Origin of the sequence: Pseudoalteromonas sp. SR43-5 (genome assembly GCF_014163835.1) — a bacterium.
GTDB lineage: Bacteria > Pseudomonadota > Gammaproteobacteria > Enterobacterales > Alteromonadaceae > Pseudoalteromonas > Pseudoalteromonas distincta.
The window spans coordinates 1-22455 of the sequence record NZ_JACJEA010000007.1 but is presented as its reverse complement, the minus strand read 5'-3'; the positions used below and the strand labels follow the sequence as shown (position 1 = coordinate 22455).

General features: G+C 37.2%; 13 protein-coding genes. 6 read left to right on the top strand and 7 right to left on the bottom strand.

Features of this window, described 5'->3' with window-relative positions; genetic code table 11:
* Positions 1–272 precede the first annotated feature (272 nt).
* Together yegQ and H5090_RS05615 are read left to right on the top strand one after the other, a co-directional pair.
* The gene (yegQ, locus tag H5090_RS05620) at positions 273–1658 is read left to right on the top strand and encodes a tRNA 5-hydroxyuridine modification protein YegQ (RefSeq protein WP_182695233.1); all 1386 of its coding nucleotides are present in this window, start codon (positions 273–275) and stop codon (positions 1656–1658) included.
* 224 nt (positions 1659–1882) lie between these two features.
* The gene (locus H5090_RS05615) at positions 1883–2755 is read left to right on the top strand and encodes a DMT family transporter (RefSeq protein WP_182695232.1); all 873 of its coding nucleotides are present in this window, start codon (positions 1883–1885) and stop codon (positions 2753–2755) included.
* 34 nt (positions 2756–2789) lie between these two features.
* Here the strand turns inward: H5090_RS05615 and H5090_RS05610 are convergent, their stop codons facing one another.
* The 3 genes from H5090_RS05610 to H5090_RS05600 all read right to left on the bottom strand — a co-directional run bounded on the left by H5090_RS05610 (position 2790) and on the right by H5090_RS05600 (position 7858).
* Positions 2790–3683 (bottom strand): LysR family transcriptional regulator, encoded by an 894-nt coding sequence (locus tag H5090_RS05610; protein ID WP_182695231.1) that lies wholly within the window; start codon positions 3681–3683, stop codon positions 2790–2792.
* A 374-nt stretch (positions 3684–4057) separates the two neighbouring features.
* Entirely contained in the window at positions 4058–6781 is a 2724-nt protein-coding gene (locus H5090_RS05605) for a TonB-dependent receptor (protein ID WP_182695230.1), read from the bottom strand.
* A 21-nt stretch (positions 6782–6802) separates the two neighbouring features.
* The gene (locus H5090_RS05600) at positions 6803–7858 is read right to left on the bottom strand and encodes a Ca2+-dependent phosphoinositide-specific phospholipase C (RefSeq protein WP_182695229.1); all 1056 of its coding nucleotides are present in this window, start codon (positions 7856–7858) and stop codon (positions 6803–6805) included.
* Positions 7859–8038: 180 nt separating this feature from the next.
* Between H5090_RS05600 and H5090_RS05595 the strand changes: the two genes are divergently transcribed.
* Positions 8039–9826 (top strand): metallophosphoesterase, encoded by a 1788-nt coding sequence (locus tag H5090_RS05595; protein WP_182695228.1) that lies wholly within the window; start codon positions 8039–8041, stop codon positions 9824–9826.
* On the opposite strand, the gene H5090_RS05590 is transcribed toward H5090_RS05595, so the two are convergent.
* From H5090_RS05590 to H5090_RS05580, 3 genes are all read right to left on the bottom strand, one after another.
* The gene (locus H5090_RS05590; protein WP_182695227.1) at positions 9823–12678 is read right to left on the bottom strand and encodes a TonB-dependent receptor; all 2856 of its coding nucleotides are present in this window, start codon (positions 12676–12678) and stop codon (positions 9823–9825) included. The two genes, H5090_RS05595 and H5090_RS05590, sit on opposite strands and share 4 nt — an antisense overlap.
* 24 nt (positions 12679–12702) lie before the next feature.
* Positions 12703–13680: a FecR family protein gene (locus H5090_RS05585; protein ID WP_182692786.1), complete on the bottom strand. Its 978-nt coding sequence runs from the start codon at positions 13678–13680 to the stop codon at positions 12703–12705.
* Between the two features lie 63 nt (positions 13681–13743).
* Positions 13744–14271: an RNA polymerase sigma factor gene (locus H5090_RS05580; protein ID WP_182725241.1), complete on the bottom strand. Its 528-nt coding sequence runs from the start codon at positions 14269–14271 to the stop codon at positions 13744–13746.
* A 595-nt stretch (positions 14272–14866) separates the two neighbouring features.
* Here H5090_RS05580 and H5090_RS05575 point away from each other — a divergent pair.
* Positions 14867–15115 carry a YfhL family 4Fe-4S dicluster ferredoxin gene (locus H5090_RS05575; protein WP_024595039.1) on the top strand — a complete coding sequence of 83 codons (249 nt, stop codon included), beginning with the start codon at positions 14867–14869 and terminating at the stop codon, positions 15113–15115.
* A gap of 214 nt (positions 15116–15329) precedes the next feature.
* Complete coding sequence (locus tag H5090_RS05570; RefSeq protein WP_182695226.1) at positions 15330–16031, top strand: metallophosphoesterase; 702 nt, start codon at positions 15330–15332, stop codon at positions 16029–16031.
* A 311-nt stretch (positions 16032–16342) separates the two neighbouring features.
* Here the strand turns inward: H5090_RS05570 and H5090_RS05565 are convergent, their stop codons facing one another.
* Complete coding sequence (locus H5090_RS05565; RefSeq protein ID WP_182695225.1) at positions 16343–18649, bottom strand: hypothetical protein; 2307 nt, start codon at positions 18647–18649, stop codon at positions 16343–16345.
* Positions 18650–19178: 529 nt separating this feature from the next.
* Between H5090_RS05565 and H5090_RS05560 the strand changes: the two genes are divergently transcribed.
* Positions 19179–22106: a TonB-dependent receptor gene (locus H5090_RS05560; protein ID WP_182695224.1), complete on the top strand. Its 2928-nt coding sequence runs from the start codon at positions 19179–19181 to the stop codon at positions 22104–22106.
* Positions 22107–22455 lie beyond the last annotated feature (349 nt).

Genomic DNA, 22455 nt, shown 5'->3' with positions numbered 1-22455 from the left:
AGTTACCGAATACTGTTGTCTACAGTTGGTAATAAGCGCAAGTATGGCTAATAAATTAGTTGAAATCAACCATTACTAGAAAAGACCGGCAGGTATTTTTAAGAAGGTCTAACGATTAGTTCAGTAGGCAACCTATCCTTTTTTCTATCTTGAAAAAATGGACAATATTGACTTTGATCAAAATAGTTAATAAAAAGCCTCTTATAATGCCGCGCTTGTAAATTAATTAATCATGCAACCGACTTATACTCGGTTCGATGTATGGAGCGCACATGCCAACTGTTTCTTCTTTAACTTCTTTTATACCTGAACTGTTATGCCCGGCAGGCAGTTTAAAAAACATGCGCTACGCGTTTGCTTATGGCGCAGATGCGGTTTATGCGGGGCAGCCTCGTTATAGTTTGCGTGTGCGTAATAATGAGTTTGACCTAGACACTCTGCAAGTCGGCATTAGTGAAGCCCATGCGCAAAATAAAAAGTTTTATGTGGTGTCTAATATTGCGCCGCATAATGCCAAAGTTAAATCGTATTTACGTGATATAGAACCTGTTATTGCGATGCAGCCCGATGCGCTGATTATGTCAGACCCTGGTTTGATTATGCTTGTTCGTGAAAAGTGGCCTGCCATGCCAATTCACTTATCGGTACAAGCAAATGCGGTAAATTACGCGAGTGTACAATTTTGGGCAAAGCAGGGAATTGAACGCGTTATTTTATCGCGGGAGCTGTCGCTCGAAGAAATAACTGAAATACGCACACTCTGCCCAGACACCCAACTTGAAGTGTTTGTACATGGCGCACTGTGTATGGCGTATTCGGGGCGTTGTTTACTCTCTGGTTATATAAACAAGCGCGATCCAAATCAAGGCACATGTACTAATGCATGTCGCTGGGATTACGATGTAAAGCCTGGTGTTGAGAACGAAACTGGCGAAATGGTGCATAAAATTGACCCCAAACAGGTGATTCCTACTCTGGGGGAAGGCGCGCCAAGCAACGATGTATTTATTCTAGAGGAACAAGGTCGCCCTGGTGAGTATATGCCTGCGTTTGAGGATGAACACGGCACGTATATTATGAATTCCAAAGATTTACGCGCTGTGCAATACGTAGAGCAGTTAACAAAAATGGGTGTACATAGTTTAAAAATAGAAGGGCGTACTAAGTCATTTTATTATGTGGCGCGCACTGCACAAGTTTATCGTAAAGCAATAGACGATGCGGCTTCGGGTAAACCATTTGATACTAGCTTATTTAAAACATTAGAAAACTTGGCGCATCGTGGTTATACCGAAGGCTTTTTAAAACGCCATGCCCACCAAGATTATCAAAACTATGAATACGGTCACTCTGTATCAACTAAGCAGCGATTTGTGGGTGAAGTACTTGGGCGCTGCGAAAGTGGATTAGTTGAAATAGACGTTAAAAATAAATTTTGTACTGGTCACTCTTTAGAGCTTATGACACCACAAGGTAACATTACTTTTACGCTTGAATATATGGAAAACAAAAGAGGCAAAAGTATTAGCGATGCTAAAGGCTCTGGTCATATTGTAAAAATCCAGCTAGATGAGGGCATTAACTTAGATCACGCTATTTTAATGCGTAATCTAGACGCGCACCAAGATACCCGTAATCCGTTCAAAAAGGTCAGTTAGGATCCACTCTAATAACTGCTCAAAGCTATTTTATTAAATAGAGTGACGCTGAGCAGTTATATCTTCATCTGCTATTTTTTAAATACCATTTATGGAATTTATCTTATCATTAATGCTTATTTATAAAATTTTAAAAGCGAATATAATGGATATTCGTACTTAACACGTGTTGTTAAATCGCTCCTCACTGTTACCCCATTACTTTTTAAAGGAATCATTTTTGTATGTGGATAATTTTTGCATTACTCGCAACCGTTTTTTTTGGTGCCCGAGGAGTGTTGTATCAATGGACGTCGCAGAAAAAGATTAACCGTAACTTATTATTATTCGGTGTATTTTTTGTAGGATTTGTTATTAGTGCGCTAGGTACTGTGGTATTTGAACATACATGGTATGGCTGGGCAGACATTACGGTTGGGCTAGCGTTAGGTTTTGGCTCTTTTGCTGCTAATGGTTTGTTGCATAAGGGGTTTTCGGTTGGTAAAGCGTCTTTAATTAGTATTTTATCAGGATTGACGCCTTTGTTTGTCCTTTTATTTGCTTTTTTATTGTGGCAGGAGACCTTAACAACAATTCAATTAATTGGCTTTTTCATTATTTTTGGTGGCCTTTATATCATTCGTTATTCAAGCGATATTTCGTTGAACAACCTACAAGGTGCGCAATGGGGATTACTCGCTGCTCTGTCCTTTGCATTTAATGATTTAATGGGTAAGCAATCAACACTTCTTGAGGCCGATACGTTTGCCACTTTAACGTCGATGTTCGGGTTTGGTAGTTTTCTCTTTGCTATTAGTTGGTTAGTAAAGCGCAAAAAAATGTTAGCAGAGCAAGGCGCTTCTCAAGCGTATTGGTCTGCCGGTAAAACATTTTCGTGCGGGTTACTTATTGGTTTAACTAATGTGGCTGGCATGGTTGCAATAATATCGGCTTTTGCTATTGGTAATACAGGGCTAGTTTCAGCGATTTCAGGTATGAATATTTTAATTATTTTGTTGTACTCACGCATCATCCTAAAAGAGTCTTTTACACGCCAAGAAGTTATAGGATTAGCAACAGCATTTTTAGGTGTAATTGTACTTAGGCTTAGTTTTTAAACGTTTAAAGCTTTCTTTTTAAAAGCATACATTGCTACTTTTCGTTGAAGTGTTGCAATGTATGCTCTATTAATAGTCGTACCCGATAAGGTACTTGTTTTCTGTCGCGATAAAGCATAGAAAATGGCTGCCCTTCACTTTGCCAGTCAGGAAGAATACGTTTAAGCTTTCCGGCTTTAATAAGAGGCAATGCTATATAATCAGGAATGTAGCTAATGCCTACACCAGACTCAACGGCTTGTTTCATCATTTGAATTTCATCAACTTCTAATCGGACATGCGAGTTTGGATTAAAGCTGTATTCTTCGCTCGTTTGCAGATTTTTTAACTGCCACGGGACTAGCCCAAGGCACGTAACTTTTGGGTGTTCTTCTAATTGCTCCGGATGAGTGATGGGATGATGAGCATAATTTTGGTGAGCACAAAGCAGGTTATGAGTAAGCTTAAGTTCTCTAATAACCCAATTATCGATGGCTGGGTTTCTTACTCTAAACGCGATATCAATCCCTTCTTTTTCAATATCAATAAGATTATTTGAAAAGCGTAAATCTAATTGAATATCGGGATATTGCAGTAAAAATTCACAAAAAATAGCACTTAAAAAGTGTTTACCCATGTAAATGGGTGCTGAGACCCTAATTTTCCCTTTAGGTTGGTCTTTCTCATCACAAAGTGCTTGCTCAATACACTCTACTTCGTCAAATAACTTGCGGTAGCGGTCGTAATATAATTCGCCAGTATGCGTAAGTGTTACCCGATGAGCATCTCGATTTAGTAACGTTAATTGAAGGGCTTGCTCTAATAAACGTATTCTACGGCTTAAAGTTGATAGTGACATACCAAGGTTTATGGATGCTTTTTTAAAGCTACCTAGTTTTACTATGGTGCAAAAGTAACGTAAATCATCGAGAGAATAATTAGCTGCCATCAAAACCACTTATCATATTAAGACTTAATTATTGATTATGTTGTTTAATACTAACAGCGGCGCCTTAATATTTCATTAGAGATTAAAGGGGGGAGAACTGAAATTAGGCAATCAAATTTTATATAACTTTGATTTCATGACCTTAAAATAAAAGCACTGGTAAATAACGTAACTTAATCTGTTCAGCAAATTAATTAAAAGTAGTTTTAAGTCATATTTGCTAAAGCGATTGAAAATAGACTTAAAATAGTGATTTACATCGAGTGCTTTATATAAATTCGCTTAATTAAGTGAATTAATAAGTCGTCTTTTTAGGTGAATACCTAAAGAATAATAAAAGGCTCTACACAAAAGTAGAGCCTCATTTTTATAATTTAGAAACGATAACTGGCACCTAAATAAACAGTACGGCCATTAACCGTCGTATTGTATAAACGATCATTGGAGTCTGAATACTGCTCTTCTCGTTCATTAGTTAAATTACTGGCTTCTATAGTGAGCTTTAGCTTTTCATTAACCTGATAAAATGCTGATGCATCTATGTATGTACTGGCATGAAAACCATTTTCGTCTTCGTCGCCGTTACCGGCTTGTACCGATGCAATATAGTCACTTCTATAAGCTGCTGCAACGCGTGCGCCCCATGAATCAGAATCGTAATATACTGTAAAGTTACCAGAGTGTTCTGAAAGTCCTGGGAATGATTTATATTGATCAATACCCGAATTACCTACGTTACGGTACAGCGCTTCACCATCAGCAAATGTATAATTAGCAATAACACCTAAGTTATTAAACGGAGCTGGCAAAAAGTCGAGATCTCGTTGAAAGGCGAGCTCCCAGCCACTAATATCACTTTCATCTAAGTTTTGTGGTTGAATAACGGTGAAAACAGTATTTGCTGTTTGCGGATTACCGTTTTCGTCTACGTCGCCTAAAAAGCTAAGAGGATATCCGGTTTGACTGTACGGGATATCATATGTTTCGGTGATAATGAAGTTATCGATAGACTTATGGAAGTAACTTACGGCCGCATACCCAATGTTTTCAAAATAGTACTCGACTGAAAAGTCGAAGTTAACAGATTCGTAAGGTTTAAGGTTTGGGTTTCCTGAACTGATACTAAGGCCATTGGTTGATGTGGCATCATTTTGTACAACGCCTGTTGGCACTAATGCACCGAGCGAAGGGCGGGTGAGATTTTCGCCATAGCTTGCACGAAGTACTAAACTGTTATTACTATCCCAAACTAAATTTATAGCAGGCAAAAGTCCTGAGTAGGTGTTTTCAACATCAACTACTTCTCCATTTATTAAACCTACGGCGTTGGTCTTAGTATCGTAATGGCGTACACCAGCATTACCCATTAAATAACCTGAGCCCAATTCCCATTCAGCTTCGTATTGCAAATAAGCCCCAAAGGTTTTTTCTTGTACGTTATCGGTAAAATCAGGATTATCTAAATTAGGATCGATATTCATACTTGCTAGGGTGCCTAGTACATCGACACTTACCCATTGCTGTTTATTGTGCGCGGTATTTGTAAATGTCAGGCTTGGATCTACCGTGTCATCCAGTACGCCATTTTCCCAATCGCTGCGGTTAACGTTATCAGATTTAGTTTCACCGTTTTCACTTTCAAACTTTTTATTAGATACACCGAATTTTATATTTGAAGTATTGTTAAGCGTGTAATTAAAATCTAATTTTATAGAGTCAAATGTATTGGTGATTTCTTCTTTAGATATATCAATTTCGTGATAGCGGAATAAACTACTGTCAGTAGGATCAAACCCGTATGTATTTTCCCCATAATAAGCATCCTTGCGATAATCAATAGTTTCATCGCCAAATGTTTCTAGGTAAACTTTAACACTGCCTGTATTGAACTTGGTTTCTGAACGCCCTACTAAGGCGGTCATATTTAAATCTTCTGTAATTTGCCAATCGCTATTTAATACAAACTGACTTATTTTAGTGTCTGCATATTGGCTGCGGCTTTCTGAGTGTATTGCGGCATCTTCGTATACTGAATAAATAGCGTCGTTATTTTCATTTATTTCAAGAGTTGTGAGCTTTGAGCATATTTGCTCGTTGTTATAAGCTGGTCCAGTACAACCAATAGCTGTTGAGCTAGAACCTCTGTTTTGTAAGTGGTATTCACTGCGGTCATTATTCAGTTCACCATATAGAGCGTCAAAACCGAATTCAAGGTTATTACTCGGGCGATACTGCAGGGCAAGTGTTGTCCCTAAGCGTTCTTGATCATTCTCAAATAACGAATAGCGACTACCGCGTGAAAAGCTCACTTCTTCGTTATTTATTTTGTCTTGTAGTTCACCTGAAAGATTTGAGATATCAGAGCCTGAAGCATTTTTTTTGCGCCAGCGATACGTATTGTAACCTTGCTCATTTACATCACGTTTGCTGTATGCAATTGAAAATAATGCGCCAAATTTATCATCCCAAGTATCTGAGATCAGAGCTGCAAAACGTGGACTAACATCATCGGTTTGTGAGTTGTCGCCAAGTTGACCTGATATTGCAGTATTAAAACCATCAAAATCAAATGGTTTTGCTGTATGAAGCCCAACAGTTCCACCTATACCACCTTCATCCATTTCGGCTGAGAAGGATTTTTTCACATCAACGCGCTGAAATAACTCAGAAGCAAATATGTTAAAATCAAAAGCGCGTGATCTGCTTACTGAGCCTCGGCTATCCATTGCTGAAGACGATGTACCTAAAGCTTCCATACCGTTGAGTTGTACTTGTGTAAAGTTTGGACCCAAGCCTCGTAACGAAATTTGTCGGCCTTCGCCGCCCTCTCGAGTTATGGCAATGCCAGGTACACGTTGTAGTGAGTCTGCTAGATTTAGATCGGGAAAATCTGCAATATCTTCAGCCACAATAGAATCTTGTGCGCCCACAGCATTTCGTTTTAAATCTTTTGCTTTTAACAAACTGTTGCGATAACCCTGTACAACAATTTCTTCCACTTCTGTTTGCGCAGATTGTTCTGCATACACATAATTAGACGCGCCTAATGAACTCATTATAGCCGTTGCTAAAAGCGTACGAGATGGTTTGTTCAACATGATGCTTCCTTGGTTTTTAATTTAAAGTTGATTATTAATAAAAGGGTTTGTGCGCACTAAATGACCTTCGTCAAATTGCACCACATAGTTAAAGCGCGCCTGCTGTGGCGAGCCGGGTATAAAATCGGTTGAAATTACTTGTGCGCCGCTATTTTTTGCAGCATTAAACTGCATTGTTCGTTGCGAATTAGTGGCACTTAAATTTGCATCTGCGCGGGTACGCACCATGAAGCCTTTTAATACAAGTTGCTGAATTTTATAAAAGTCGCGTATAGGGTTGTTCACAATCATAAAAGCAGCTTCGGGGTGGTTTTCATCATAATGGGCAAACATGCTAGCCCCTTTTAACGAAGGCCTATTTTGTTTATAAAGTGCGGATTGTTGTGTATTGCCATCAAATAAGAATATGAACTTACCTGCTAAGGCACGTGTACTTGGCCACCCAAACTTAACGACTGTTTGGTTTAAAGATAATGGCGTTTTGCGTAAATCATCTGGCGTGAATAATAAGTTAGGTAACGATTTTTGAATTACTTCATCGAGTAAATAATAATCTTTCGGTGTAAATTTAAGTGGATTATTCCCCAGAACTAAATCAGATCGTGTTTCTTTTACATTGAGCATTACAACAATTGGAAAGTGCTGCGGATTTGCCTCTGACCATGCTTTCAATGTATTCAAACAGCCACTAAACAACACACAATGGCTTTGCACATCAATGTCGGGAATGTGCATTACTTTAAATCCAGGAGTAGCTAATTGCTTTTTTTCTAACTCATTAAACAAAGGTGTTGTTGCAAAAGTATTAGCCCAAGGTTTTATGTATAAACCCCCATTAGGGTCTTTTAAAACGTCAATTTCTAAATGGCGAACACCGCTATTTAACTGTTTAATAATAGATGAATGACCGTAATCAATACGGGCCATTAGCTTGGGGCTTAAATCATTTAATTTATGTTTAACGCTTACGTTTAATGTTTTTTTATAGCTGTTATGTGAGCCAATCATTTGCAGGGTGTTTAATGGCTTAGCGCTAACACTGCTTACATAACCTGCAAAAAAAATAAAAAATGGCATAGCACGTCTCAATTGTTGAGTTTGCTATCTAAGAGCGAGCATTTATAAATTAGGGGACACAAAAATATGCATTTAATAAAAGTTTCATAATAGAAAAGCATGTTTATAAAATTTTATGTCCCCTTTTATCCATTACCTCGCTCTAAATAATGAGTGAAATAAAAACGGGATAAAGCCATCATGATTAGAGTCAAAGTACTATGGTTAGCACTATGGATTGGGTTATGTATTACATGCAAAGTAAGTGCTATTGAGTACTTTGAGGTTAAAAGTGCGTCGCAGATGGAGACGGTTAAAGTGGCATTTTTAGCTGATATTCATCTACATGATATTTTTGCTAATTTACATGACGTAGATAATATAGAACTACCAAAGGATGTTACCTCAAAGCAACCATTACTAGTGCGTAGTATGCTTGCCCAGCTTCATTCAACACGTCTTTTTAATGAAAATTATTTTGTTTTTTTACATGTATTAGATGAATTAGCCGAAAAAAAAATAAAACTAGTCGCCTTACCTGGCGATTTTACTGATGATGGTCAACCTATTAATGTGCGGGCACTGGCGCGTATTTTAGGTCATTATAAAAAGAAATATGGAATGCGTTTCTTTGCCATACCGGGTAATCACGATCCCGTAAAACCATATACAACACCGGCAGGTAAAGCGGACTTTTTAATGGCGCAAGGTAAAGAGTTTGGTGTTTATAGTTATCAACATGAAAAGTGTATGGCTAAGCAATCTGTATGTGATGATGGTTTAAAAAACTGGGGATACGCTGAAATACTAAGCACACTCAATGACTTTGGGTTTAGTAAACATAAAGGTGATGTGCTATATGAAACGCCTTATAAAAACCGAGAGTTTATATGGTGTAACCCCAATAACAAAAAACACTGTATCACCATGCCCGATGCGAGTTATTTAGTTGAGCCTATAAAAGGGGTTTGGTTAATGGCAATTGATGCCAATGTTTATGCACCGCAATGGCAAAACTCACCGCTCACTTTTAAAGGGTCGTCTGGTGCTGGCTATAATGCTTTAATTGATGCAAAGCCTTTATTGTTAAAGTGGATAAAAACGGTTGTAAAAAGAGCCAAAACGCAAAATAAAACACTGGTTGCATTTAGTCACTTTCCAATGGGGGAGTTTTACGACAATGCAAATGACGAATTACATAAAGTGTTTAGCCGTGGTCATTTTTCTCTACCAAGAGTGCCAACACCACGTACAGCAAAAATACTGGCAGATACAGGGTTAACGCTCCATTTTGCAGGGCATATGCATTTAAATGATACGGCGCTGATAACCAGTAATCAGCACTCCCAGTTAGTTAATGTGCAAGTGCCAAGTTTAGCGGCTTACAAAGCGGCCTATAAAGTTGTAGAGCTAAATTTAGCTAAGCAAACCGCGCTTATTAGTACTCATACATTAGACGATGTGCCGGGTTTTAATAACTTATTTAGTTTATATGAAAAGGAATGGCAGTATCGTAACTTGCATAATCTTAGTAATTTTGACCGCACTATTTTGAACTCAAAGAGTTATGGTGATTTTACCAAGCAACATTTATTTGGGCTGATTAAACAGCGTTTTTTAAAACGCGATTGGCCTAAAAATTTAGTGGCATGGTTAAATGACAATCATCATTTAGCCGATTGGTTTACAAATATGCAATGTTTAAATGAAGCACCGCCTAATTTGCTCTCTCAGCTTGAAGCTGTATCGACAAAAGAATGGCTTCAAGATTTTTATTTATTAAGAAATGGTGATGTAACAGCAGATATAACACCTCAAAAGCGTCTTACTTATCAACAACTAAATACTTTTTTAGCACAATCGACATGTAAAACAGATACGCAAATACAGCAATACTTAGCCCTGTTAATAAAAGTAATGGCAAAATTTAGTCAACATACCCAGGGGGAGAATTTCCGCGTTGATTTAAAAACAGGAAAAATCATTTAATACTGATAACTCAACCCTAAGTAAAAGGTACGTCCACTTGTGGTTGAGTTGTAAGCTCTGAGGGTTGAATTACTGTATTGTTGCTCTTGTTCATTACTGAGATTAAATGCGCTAAATTTAAGTTTCCAATAATTAGAAAAATAATAATTTACACTTGCATCCCAATAGATGGTCGGCATAAATCCGGTTTCGTTTTCATCGAGTAAAAGGCTGCCAGCACGCACTAAATATTTATCTCTAAAAATAGCGCCGAGTTTAAAATTGAATTTAGGGTGGTCGTAAAAAATCATACTTGATGCGGTAATTTTAGATAAAAAAGGCAGGTTTTTTTTAAATAAAGCAGTGCCACTATTTGAGTCATAATAGGTGACTTTACCTTTATTATAAGCCGCTTGTATATTAATGCCCCAATCAGAATTATGTATTAAGTAGTTTAAACTTACCTCGGCTCCCCACTGATAGCCCGTTTCTGCATTACTTAGCCAAAGTAATTGACTATCGGAGGTTGTAGGCGGCGAATCTTCAAATAAAGGCGCTTGTGTTGTGACTATGTAATCCTCTAGATCTTTATAAAAAAGTGATATGTTAAACGAACTGCGACTACTAAAATCAGCCTCTAAGGAAATATCGCTATTATAAGATAAGTAAGGTTTTAGATTTGAGTTAAATATGTATTTTGTACTATTGGGGGTATCGTTTGAGCCATCAAAATTGAGTGAATTTAGTAATGGTTTTGAATAGTTTTTAGAAAGTCCTGCACGAAATCGCCAATTATCGTTAATAAAATATGACCCATTAAAAGTTGGAAGCCATAGACTATACAAAATCGGAGAGTAAGGCGCTTGAGTGTAAGATGTTATAGATTCTGATTGGTAACGTACACCTATATGAGCCTCCCATTTTTCTTGCTCTGTACTTAATAGAGTATAAGCACCTCTGCTATATTCCTTTATGTGTTCAGCTTTAGTCGTGATTAAAAAATTATTGGCTTGTACATTAAATGGGTCAATGCCATAAAGCTTAAGTGCCTCATTAGTGTTTATTTTTAACCACTGCTGTTTTTTATGTGCATTTTGCGATGAAACATACGATGCAGGAAGGTCAATTAATTGTTGTGGTGTATCGGATATTTCATTAAAAAAAATATCGTTTTGCTGTGCGTTATTCATTTTATTTTCAAACAGAGTCCAGTCAGCCCCAAATTGAAGGGTTATTAAACTATTAACGTCATATTGAAAATCTAATTTTGCGAAGGTGTACTCACTATTTGAATTGTATTGCTCTATATCACCATGATGCATTTGCCACATCGTCGGATTTTTCAAGTTTTCGCTGTACTTAATATCTGCATAAAATGGCGTTTTACGATAATCAATTGTAACGTCACTTATACCTTGGGTATAAATTTTATTGCTGTAAGGAATGTCATACTTTGAGCGCTCGTTTCCTAATATGGCGTTTATTTTCCAATTTTTATCTAGTTGCTGGGAAAATGACAGCACGCCTTGCTGATATGCCGTATTTATTTTTTGAGTTCGGCTTTCGGTTGCCACGCGTGCATTTTCATAACGTGCATACTCAAGCTCATTATTTTCATTAGCTTGAATGTCTTTAATTGTTGTTAGCCCTTTAATTATAGGCGTTGACTGATCCCCTCTAGGGTATAAATGATATTCATGCCGCTCTCCTTTTAAAAAACCTGAGAGCATATCAAAATCAAAATGCGTGGTTTCGTTTTTATACTCTACAGATAGGTTTGCCCCAAATCGCTGCTGGGTTGCTTGCCATACCGAGTAGCGATTACCGCGAGGGATTATATAATCGCCTTGAGTTAAATGCTGAGCTTGTGATTGAGTTAACGCCGAGAGATCAGCGCCTTCTATGGCAATATTTCGCCAGCGAAATGTATTAGCGCCTTGCTCTAACGATTCTCTGTTTGTGTACGCAACGCTTGCAAGTACCCCCCAATTATTCCACGTGTTAGAAATTAAGCTTGAATAGCGTTTTGCGCCTGTACCCACATAGTCGTTGTAGCCGACTTCTGGTGTAATAATAAATTTAAATCCTTCATTATCTAAGGGGTTTATAGTTTGCAGTGCCATAGTGCCAGATATTCCACCTGCAATTTTGTCGGCAGAATAGGCTTTAATTACATGAATTTGTTTAAATAGTTCGGCAGGTAAAATATTGAAGTCGAAAGAACGATCGCGCTGTTTTTGCACTCGACTATCCATTGGTGAATCATTATTTGCCAATACAGGCATACCGTTGAGTGTTACCAAACTAAAATCAGGATAACTGCCACGTATTGATACTTGGCGACCTTCGCCTGCTTCGCGAGTAATGGCTACACCCGGAATATACTGTAAGGCTTCAGCCAAGTTAGTATTGGGAATGTCGGTAATATCTTGTGCAGAAATGGCTTCGCTAATCGTTTTATTATTGTGTTTTAAGTTTCGTGAGCGAGCCAACGAATAGCGGATACCCTTTACTGTTATTTCTTCAAGTGTTTCTTTATTGGTCGTTATTTTTTGTTGAAAAATAACAAAACCCTTGTCTTGAATTTTATATGTTAACTCGCTGCCTATTAATAAAAAATCTAGTGCTTGAGCAAGTGTATGATCGCCAATTAAGGTGGATGTAGTTTTGTCGTCGATAAGGGAAGGGTTACTACTAAAAGAGACTGCATATGCATTTGCTACTTCTCTTAAGCTGTCACTGAGAGAACCGGCAGGTATATAAACAAACGTATGTATGTTTTTTGCGGCACTTGGCATTGCTGTTAAGCAACTAACAGCAATAAAAAAGTACACTAAAATACGTTTATCTAATGTACATACATGTTTTAGCATAAGAGTTTAATCAACATACTTCATTTAAGGTCGCGTTAAATGAAGTTCGTTGCTCTTTTTTTCTACATTCCAGTTGTAAGTAGATGCTATTAGCATAAGGCTTTGTTGCGGCGTTTCGAGATTAAATCGTCCGCTAATTAAAGTATTATTTAGTGCGTTATCTACTTTAATTACCATAGGGCTATAACGCTGCAATTGCTTAATAACAGTGGTTAGAGGTTCTTTTTTTGCATCAATCCAACCCATTCGCCAAGCAGGGAGTTGTGTCAACTGCTGGCTATAATCTACAGCTATATGTCCATTTTTTATAACAGCTTGTTGAGAGGGAGTTAATATCACTTTATCTAAGGCCGAGACTTCTACCCTGCCTTCGTACACTGTTACCACTACTTCATCCTTATTGCGCTCTACATCAAAAGAAGTACCTAGTACTTTAATGCTTGCTTGTCCGGAATTTATTATAAATGGCCGTGTTTTATCTTTGGCTACATCAAAAAAAACCTGTCCTTTTTTTAATTCGATTTGCCTAGAGTGTGGTAGTAAGTGCGCAGTCAACTCACTATCTGCATTTAAGTGTAAATATGAACCGTCATCTAATAACTTAGATACACGTTTGCCTAAACGTGCTTCTAAAAGCTGAGGTAGGTTAGTTTCAACTGCTGTTTTTGCAATAGGTGTTGGTGTAAACGCTTGTTGAGATATAGAAAGCCAGTACACTGCAAAAGCAATAGCGCTAAAACTAGCTGCTAAGGCGAGCATAGGGAAAGCCCTAGAACGTTTAGCATTAGGCGTAATTATTGGAGTCGGTAAACTATATTGTTTAGTGTAAATGTGTAGAGCCTGTTTAACAGCAGGATCGCCAAATACATTGGCTATTTTCTCAAATGCAGCCTTATTTTCTGTGCATTTTAACCAAAGCGATAGTTCTTTACGGTCATGATCATTTAAATCATTAATCCGATCTACCCAATCTGCTGCCTGTTCTAAGCGTTGTTCGTTCATTAAAAAACCTAACCTGCGTTGATTAAATATAAAGAGCGTAAAAGTGTAATAAAGGGGACATTTTTATTGATTTTTTTCTATGTGAAGCGTTATTTGTATCATTGCGCGCGTAATATGTTTTTTTACAGATTCTTGGCTCATATTTAACTGCAGACTAATTTCTTCGCGACTTAATCCGTTAATACGTCGGAGCTTAAATACTTTTCTTCTTAAAGGTGGCAACTCTTCCAACGCACTTTTAACAAGCTCGAGCTTTTGCTCTGTAATTGACTGCGCCTCTGGATCGCTATTATCATCTGTAAAAAGCTCAATATCTTCTGCTTTATTTGGTTGGCTTTTATTTTTTTGCCAATCACTATACATAACAGACTTTGCGACTTGATTTATGTACGCCTGAAAGTTTTCAATTTCTAATGTGTCATTTCTATTTAAAGTTCTCAGCAAAGCTTCTTGGACTAGGTCGTCTACGTCATCGGTATTATTTGTTCGACGACTAACAAACTTACGAATATGGCTGATAACGTTTTTTACATCGCTTTGTTCAGAAGAAATATTTAAATTCGATGGCAGGGGGCTTTTAAAAGTCTTCATTACTCAGTCTAGAATTTTATTTTAAATAAATACTAAGTGAATAATATGACCAATTGATTACAGGTACGGTTGGGCGATTAAGTAAATTAAAGTAATGATACGAAGAATAAATTATCATTTAGAGCATCTTAACGCTTTAGATAGGGTTTAATTTTAGGCATAGAGTATTTGAGCAAATAACGCTTTGAGAAAGACTAAATTTTTGGAGGTACTATATTCCCTTGTTATCACTTATTTGAATGTTCTTTTGGCGAGATTAGCGTATGACTAGAGGGCTTAAGCGCTTTTCGGCAGATCAGCTAGTTTTATATTAGCTTAAAAAATGACATAGAAAAGTTAAAATAATAGTATCAAGCTTAGTAAAAGTGCAGCTATTTTTATTGATTAGGATCAACAAAGCAACAGAGAAAAATAGGCATAATTTATGGCTGAAATTTACACCTAAAAATAAAATGGTGTGTTACGAATGTGTGCTACGATTAAATAAAAAATAAAGGTTTTTTATTGAACTGGACTTGTATCAAAAGTAGTCAAAAATATTTAGTTTAACTCTATCTTTATGTTTTTTAATGATTTTAATTGGAAAGGCTAAAAAGTGGCACTACTAATAAATAGTAAATGCATTAACTGCGATATGTGTGACCCAGAATGCCCTAATGAGGCTATTTATATGGGCGCTAAAATATACCAAATAGATGCAAACAAATGTACAGAGTGTGTAGGGCATTATGATAAACCTACTTGCGTAAGTGTTTGCCCTATTGACTGCATAAAGCCCGATCCGAATAAGCGTGAAACTTTGGACGAACTAGCAGAAAAATTTGTGCGGGTAACTGGCAAATAACTCGTCAGGTATTTTGCTAAGCAGCTTTTAATTTAGGCTAAAAACACTACTTACATTAATTATTTAGGTTGTAGCTAAGGTCCTCTGTCATGCATTTTTAGTTTCAATCAAATCTTATTACCTTCATTAATTATCAACTATATTGTGTTACCTTAAGGCTTTATAAACTCAAGTATTAATCTAAGTTTTAGATTGCATTCTATAGGAGTCTATTTTGGATATAGGTATTAACGTTATTCAGGCTGTATCTTCAAAACAAGCCATATTTATTAATGATGAGTGCCGAGTATTTGTAATTGGCGATCTTGATGGTGATTTACCGGCCTTAAAAAACGCACTTAATAACGTAAATTTTAATCCTGAAAGAGATACTTTGTTTTGCCTAGGCGATTTTGTTGATCGCGGGGATAAAACATATGACTTATTTACATACTTACAAGCCATTAGGGCATGTATGATATTAGGTAATCATGAGCATTTAATGTTGGAATCATTATTAAGTAATGATAAAGCGGCTTTTAAATTATGGACTGACAATGGTGGCAATTGGCACAAGTCGGTATCAAGTGAAAAGCTCAGTGTTATGTGCGATGAGTTACTAACTAAGCCGCTTTCAATAGTACTTGAGTATCGTGGTTGTAAAATTGGGTTGTCTCATACATTTGCACAATCATGGGATTGGGAAAATTACCCTGATGATAAATCGCTAATTGTGCAATCTCTATTGTGGGATCGCGAAGTAGTTAAACAAGATCAGGTAGTTAAAAGTCATGGAGTCGACTTTTCAATACATGGACATAACTCAACTAAAGCGCCTTTTTGGGTGGGTAATAGCTATCACATAGATACCAATTATTATGGTGGAAAGCCTACACTCTTAGAACTCTCTGATGTTATTAATAAATTAGAGAAGTAGTATAAAGTTCGTAGGTTGTTGACCTCATATAAGTTAATTTTCAGTAAAGTACTTTTTTTTGCACAATACTAAAGATGCCAAGCGTGGATATGTGCATTAAACAAATGATCAGAAAATTATAACTATTTAAATACCTAATAGCTGCGGTACAAGCTTTTTTGGGGTGGTTTTTACTTTTTACAAAGATTAAATTATCCCCAGTTTGAAAAATTTAACCAGTAAAGAATGGTAGTTCTTTAATGGTTAAATTTTACTGAAGGGGCTATTTATTTTGTGTTAGTAAATATACAAGCTCCGTTGTAACCCATACGTCATTTATATTGTTCTGCTATAACTACTTTCTCTGTCCAAGCTTCTGGCATGTTAAGTGCGCCAACCGCTTTTACCATACAGCGAATTTCTTTCCCAGACTCTTCACTGGTAATATCGTAAGTATTAGTTGCTGTGTATGTTAACGGATAACCATCAGCAAACCAATAATAACGAATATCTGTAATATCTTGTAAATTAGCTTGGCAAGTTATTGTTTCACCAACAGCTTTTTCCCCTGTAATAATTGGTTTACTGAAAAAGGGTTTTGGGATTTTTATTATGTCTGATGTTTTTTGTAGTACTTCAATAGAGTCTATGGTGAAGCTTTCTTGATCGCTCGTCGGATTGCCATCGTAAGACCTAAGCGCATAGTCAAGTTGCAAATCAAGCCTTTCAAGATAAGTTGGTGCGGTTGGCACACGACCAACTTCAACCCACTTATCATTCCCAGCTTCATCTTTAATAGTCACATTTATATAAGTCATGTCATTATCAATAACAAATTCCCAGGTATGGTATTGTCCATCCCAAAATTCAAGACCACCTTCAATTTTACTTTTTTGCTCCGTCAGTTCTCCCCAATATGCTTTGTAACTTTTATAACTAGAGTCATCTTTTGCAAATATGTTTGGTACGTGAGCATAGTGGTAATGAGAAGAAAGTCCGTTTAACCAAGCTCCATTTTTTCCATCGAATTCAAACCAATCTACTTCGATGCGGTTTGCTGTTCGCCAAAACAAAAAATCAGGATTATAAGACCAAAATGCTGGAAATAACCCCCCAGGCAAATCATTTTTGTCTATTTTAGGAAGCATACTACGAATTCGAAAAATTTTTGGCCCAGTCCAAGTATAGCCATGCCCAAGATCATTCACGCTATAAAAAGCACTCGCTTTCCATCTTTCGTTTTGTTTTCGTAGTAAAAGAGATTGCTTTTTTTCATCTTTATTGTGGGGATAAACATTAAATGTTTCACTAGGAGGCATCAGCTGAGCGCTCGCGCCAACTGCCGGATTAAACCCAGGGGCAGACCAAAGGTCAGATTCACCACTAAAACTCGCTTTTACTCGGTTATTACGAAAGTCATCATAAAATACTCTTTCAAAGTCGTCTGTAGGTACACGTTCTCCACCACCATTAATGCGCACTTCAGCTCTATCAATAGAGCTCCCCCAAGCTGTCCATTCTTTTTCATTATGAATATAGCGATAAGGGAAGTCTTCAGCATCCATTGTAGGTCTAATATTTTTATATGGGTGTTCGTTTGGCAGATCAATTGAAGATATTCCGTTACTAAATAACGATTGATTCGTACTTAGACGATAAGCCGCCCAGCCAGTCATTTTTTGAACCATTGCTTCTGATGGTTCTGTCAAACCAAAGACTAGTGAATCATATGCCCAAGCCATATTACCAATATCCTTATCGCCAATGTATGAGGAAGTATTGCTAATCCATTCGCCTGAAAAGCGATCAGGTTGGATTGCTTCGCTAGAGATTGGTGTTCCATTTACTGAGGCAAACATTTGACCATAGCGGATCCCAGCAACAATAACATTCCATGTTTTACCATCTGCAATCACGTCATTTTTAGTTGTCATAATCCGTTTATCAAGACCATTATTATTAAGACCGACATACTGAATACTTAGACCGTTTGTTTTGTTATACCAGATTTTAGGAGATGACTTATTTGAACCTTCTCCATGGTTAATATCTAATAAAATCGTTTCAGCATTATCACCTGTATTAGCATCGATCCTAAACGTAAAAAGCATCCATCTGTAATTCCACCTAGCATCGCGCTGACCTGGCATTATTAAATATTGCCCAGAGTTCTCCGCAAATTCAACACCATTATTTTTTCTTGTTTTGGATGGTTGAAGGGAGAGCTTTGCTTGTGTTGCATTCGCTGTAATTGTCCCGCGCGAAGAATGATTTATTACATTACCTATTTCAGTGTCTTCTTGAAAATAAGCAGACATAAGCCACTCAGGAAAAAGGTTTAAAGCCCACGTAACTTTGATTGTGCTATCAATTGCGCGTTTCGGAATACGCAGCGATAGTGGGAGTCGACCAGTGGTTTGCTCTAGCACCGTGACTTTGCCATCATTATTAGTGTCGTAATCAGCTTTGATTTCAGGGTACTGGTTTCCGAGAAAATCAAGCAGTAAATTGCGTTCAAAGTCATCATATAAACCATTGCCGTCTAGATCAAAGTTAGACTTTGCATTGTTGGCGTTACTATCACCAATAAACCAAATGAAAAAACACGCAGTGATGATCAGTTTAATATTACTTTTCATAAATAGGCTCCTATTAAAGTTTTTAGGGATATTTATTCAAATAGTTGAGTATTGGAAACAAAGCATTGAATAAATAGCGATACAAAAAAGAGCTATCTTTAGTGATTTTTTTAGTATATAGCCGAATGTTGGTAATAATTAAAGCTAACCATTTAGAGGTTGGATATCTGATATTTTTACAGTAAAACTTTTAATTAACCTTAGTCTATGTTTTTTAGAAGAGCCACTTAACTTTAAAAAAATAGATCCTCACAGCATATCTTCATGTAACTGTATTTATTTAAATAACTAGATAGTTCAGTCGGTTAGTGCTTAAAATTGATTTACTATTCTGAATTTAAGTTAATTATAAACAAGTAATCATTTATCAAAGCGATTAATTTAATTTTAAGCTCCCGTTAATAAAAGATTAAGTTTGGTTGTATAAAATTGGCAAAAAATTTTATATTTTCGTCAATTTATTGCAGCAAAATGATTAATTAACTTGCTTGAATCAATATAAGCAGTTTTCAATGGAATAGAACTCTTCATGACAGCACTTAACTACAATAATAACTCACTACACGCTTCACCCAAACTATTCAAATCAACACTCTGTATTTCTATTTTATCGGCAATAGGCTTCAGCAATAAAGCTTACGCAGATATAACTAATAATAAAGAAGATATGGAAGTAATAGAAGTACGTGGTATCCGTTCAAGTATGGCCGAAAACTTAGATGTAAAACGTATGTCGGGATCTGTAGTTGATGCCATTACCGCGGAAGACGTTGGAAAGTTCCCTGATAAAAACGTTGCAGACTCACTTCAGCGTGTACCCGGTGTGGTAATTGAGCGTGACGGCGGGGAAGGTTCATCGGTTAGTATTCGTGGTTTATCGTCAGAACTTACCTTTACACAACTTAATGGTAATTTTATTGCGTCTTCCCCGGGGGAGCCTTCGCGTTCGTTTGATTATGCTTTGTTACCGTCTTCAATGATTGAAAGCGTAGAGGTTTATAAATCGCCAGAAGCACGCTTAGATGAAGGTGGGGTTGGTGGTACTGTATTAATGCATAGCCGAAAACCTCTGAGTATGGATGCAAACTCAGGTGTATTTAATGTAGAGAGTACTTACGCTGATGTTACAAAAGAGTACGAACCGCAGTTTACGGGTTTATATTCATGGAAAAATGACAACGAAAACTTTGGTGTATTAGTTGGCTATACCTATCAGGAACGGACAAACAGAACGCTTTCGGGCGGTACTGATGCTAATGTATGGCGCTATACTGGCACTGGGCAAGCAACAGATATACATGGTAATACAGTTGATAACAATAACGGTTGGGATACTATTAATGATGCAAACGGCAACAGTTACGATGGCGTTTGGTTTCCGCAAGTTGTTCGAGGTTCTGTTCTTAACGAAAAACGTGAGCGCGAAGGGATTCAATTTAGTTCCCAGTGGCGACCAACAAATCGTTTAGAGCTTGGCTTTAATTATTTTGGTTTTACACTTGGGCAAGACAGAACAGAATCTGTGATTGATATACCAGAGTGGTCTTTAAGTCCTGATTTTTTGACGGATGTAAATCTTGATGAGTCGGGCACTATTGTTACTGGTATGCAATACGATGCAATGGCAAGTGGTGTCGAAAATGATATGCAATTTCCGTGGATGCGTGGCAGCTACGTACGTGAGGAATCTACCTCCCATACCTTTGATTTTAATTTAACCTATGAAGGTGATAATTTTAAAGCGCGCTTTGTAATTGGTAATACACAATCAGAGGGCGGCCCAGAAGAAAGCTGGGAAGCGGCGTATAAAAGTTCTAACGCGGGCGAAAACGCAGCCACTATTCAAAACGCAGCTCAAACGGCTGGCTGGTCGCTCAATCAAAATAATGTGTCACTTAATATCGACCCTAATACATTAGTTAATTTACAAAATGGAGTTGGAGGCGGTCGTGATGCGGGCTCTTCAAACTCAAGCTTTGTACGCAGTGAGCTAGAAGAAGATTACTACCAAGCTGATGTGGATTTTTATGTAGATTGGGGCTTTTTAAAAACAATTAGAACCGGTGTTAAGTACCGCAACTCAATTCTTCACCGTGAAACCGGCAACACCTTCTTTTTAGATCCAAATTTTGATATTGCTGCAGGGGAAGCAAGTGAACAAGGTATTACCCGTTTTGATAGCTACCAATGGAATGGTGGAATGCCATTAGCTCAAAATGTATTTACTAGTGAGAATAATATTGCAGGTGGTTTTGATATAAACCAAATGCCAAGTATCGACTGGAATAAATACCGCGATATTGTCACTGCTAGTTATGTACCTTATACGCGCATTGAAGATAATTTTGTTTACGATATAGAAGAAAAAATATCGGCTTTTTATATACAAGGTGATTTTGAATTTAGTGAAGTCAGAGGTAATTTGGGTGTGCGTGTTGTGCAAACAAAAACACTTACTTCATCTACTGACTTATATACCTACCAATTAGATCACACAAATGATGAAACAGGTGAGCCAGTAACAGGTGACGCTCGTTTTGTAGAAGACTATCAATTAGTCACTCAGCAAAACAAAGACACTCAAGTTTTGCCAAGCTTTAATATAGCGTGGGATGCAACCGACGATTTAGTTATTCGTGGGGCAATAGCTAAAGTAATATCTCGTTCTGACTATAGTGATTTAGGTGCGCAGCAGCGCATTACCTATGTATCAGGTGAATGGGCAGAAGATAGAGCTGCATTTAACGAGCTTCCTGGTTTTAGCGGTAGTGGCGGAAATAAAAACTTGAAACCATTTGAATCAGTTCAAGCTGATTTATCTATTGAGTATTATTATGGCGAAGGTTCTGCTGTTGGGTTGGCACTTTTTCATAAAAAAGTAGATAACTTTGTTGTGCCACTGGTGATCGACGTAGAGCAAAACTTTGCTGGTAAAAATAATATAGTGGATGCAGGGACTATTAATATAGCCCCTTACAGCACTGTAGGTAATGGCACCGATGCAGTATCAAAAGGCGCGGAAGTATTTATTCAGCATGCCTTTGATAATGGTTTTGGCTTTTACGCAAATTACACTTATAACAAAACCAATAAAGCAGATGTAACAATTAATGGTAAAGAATTTGGTCAGTCGGCCTTAATAGGTAGTGCAAAGTATCAGTACAACACCTCTGTTTATTATGAAGGAGATTATTTTAATGTACGTGCTTCTTATAATAAGCGCGGCGAAACAGTACTCGGTTTAAATAGCGGATTAAATGTATACCAAGACCCTTACGAGCAACTCGATGTAAATGCATCCGTAAATTTATACGACGGGCTTAGCTTTACCGCAGCGGTTATTAATTTAACTAAATCTGAATCAGTAACGCGTTTAGGAAATGACACCGATGCGCGATTACTCAATACTAGCTACTCAGGTCGTCGTTTTTACGCGGGCTTTAACTATAGCTTTTAGCTAAATGACTTAATAGCAGGTCTGTAGACAGTTTTTTTTTGATAGCGCAGGCCATAACAAACACTTTAATAAGCGTTAAATGTTAATAAAATGCTGGTTATGTTGTGTTTTTAATGCGTTTAGCTTAAATTCTCAGCGAACAGTGCTTTATTTAAAGTTTTGTCAATAAAACGCTTGCGTAAAAATCTGTTCTCCCTATAATGCGACCCCACTGAGACGGGAAACGCCAACGCATAGCGAGGCACGAACTACTCAGAGAGTTAAATAAAACTTCGGTTTTAAATCTTCTAAAAAGAAAGTTTAAAACAAAGTGTTGACTCGAAAAATAAAGGGTGTATTATTCGCATCC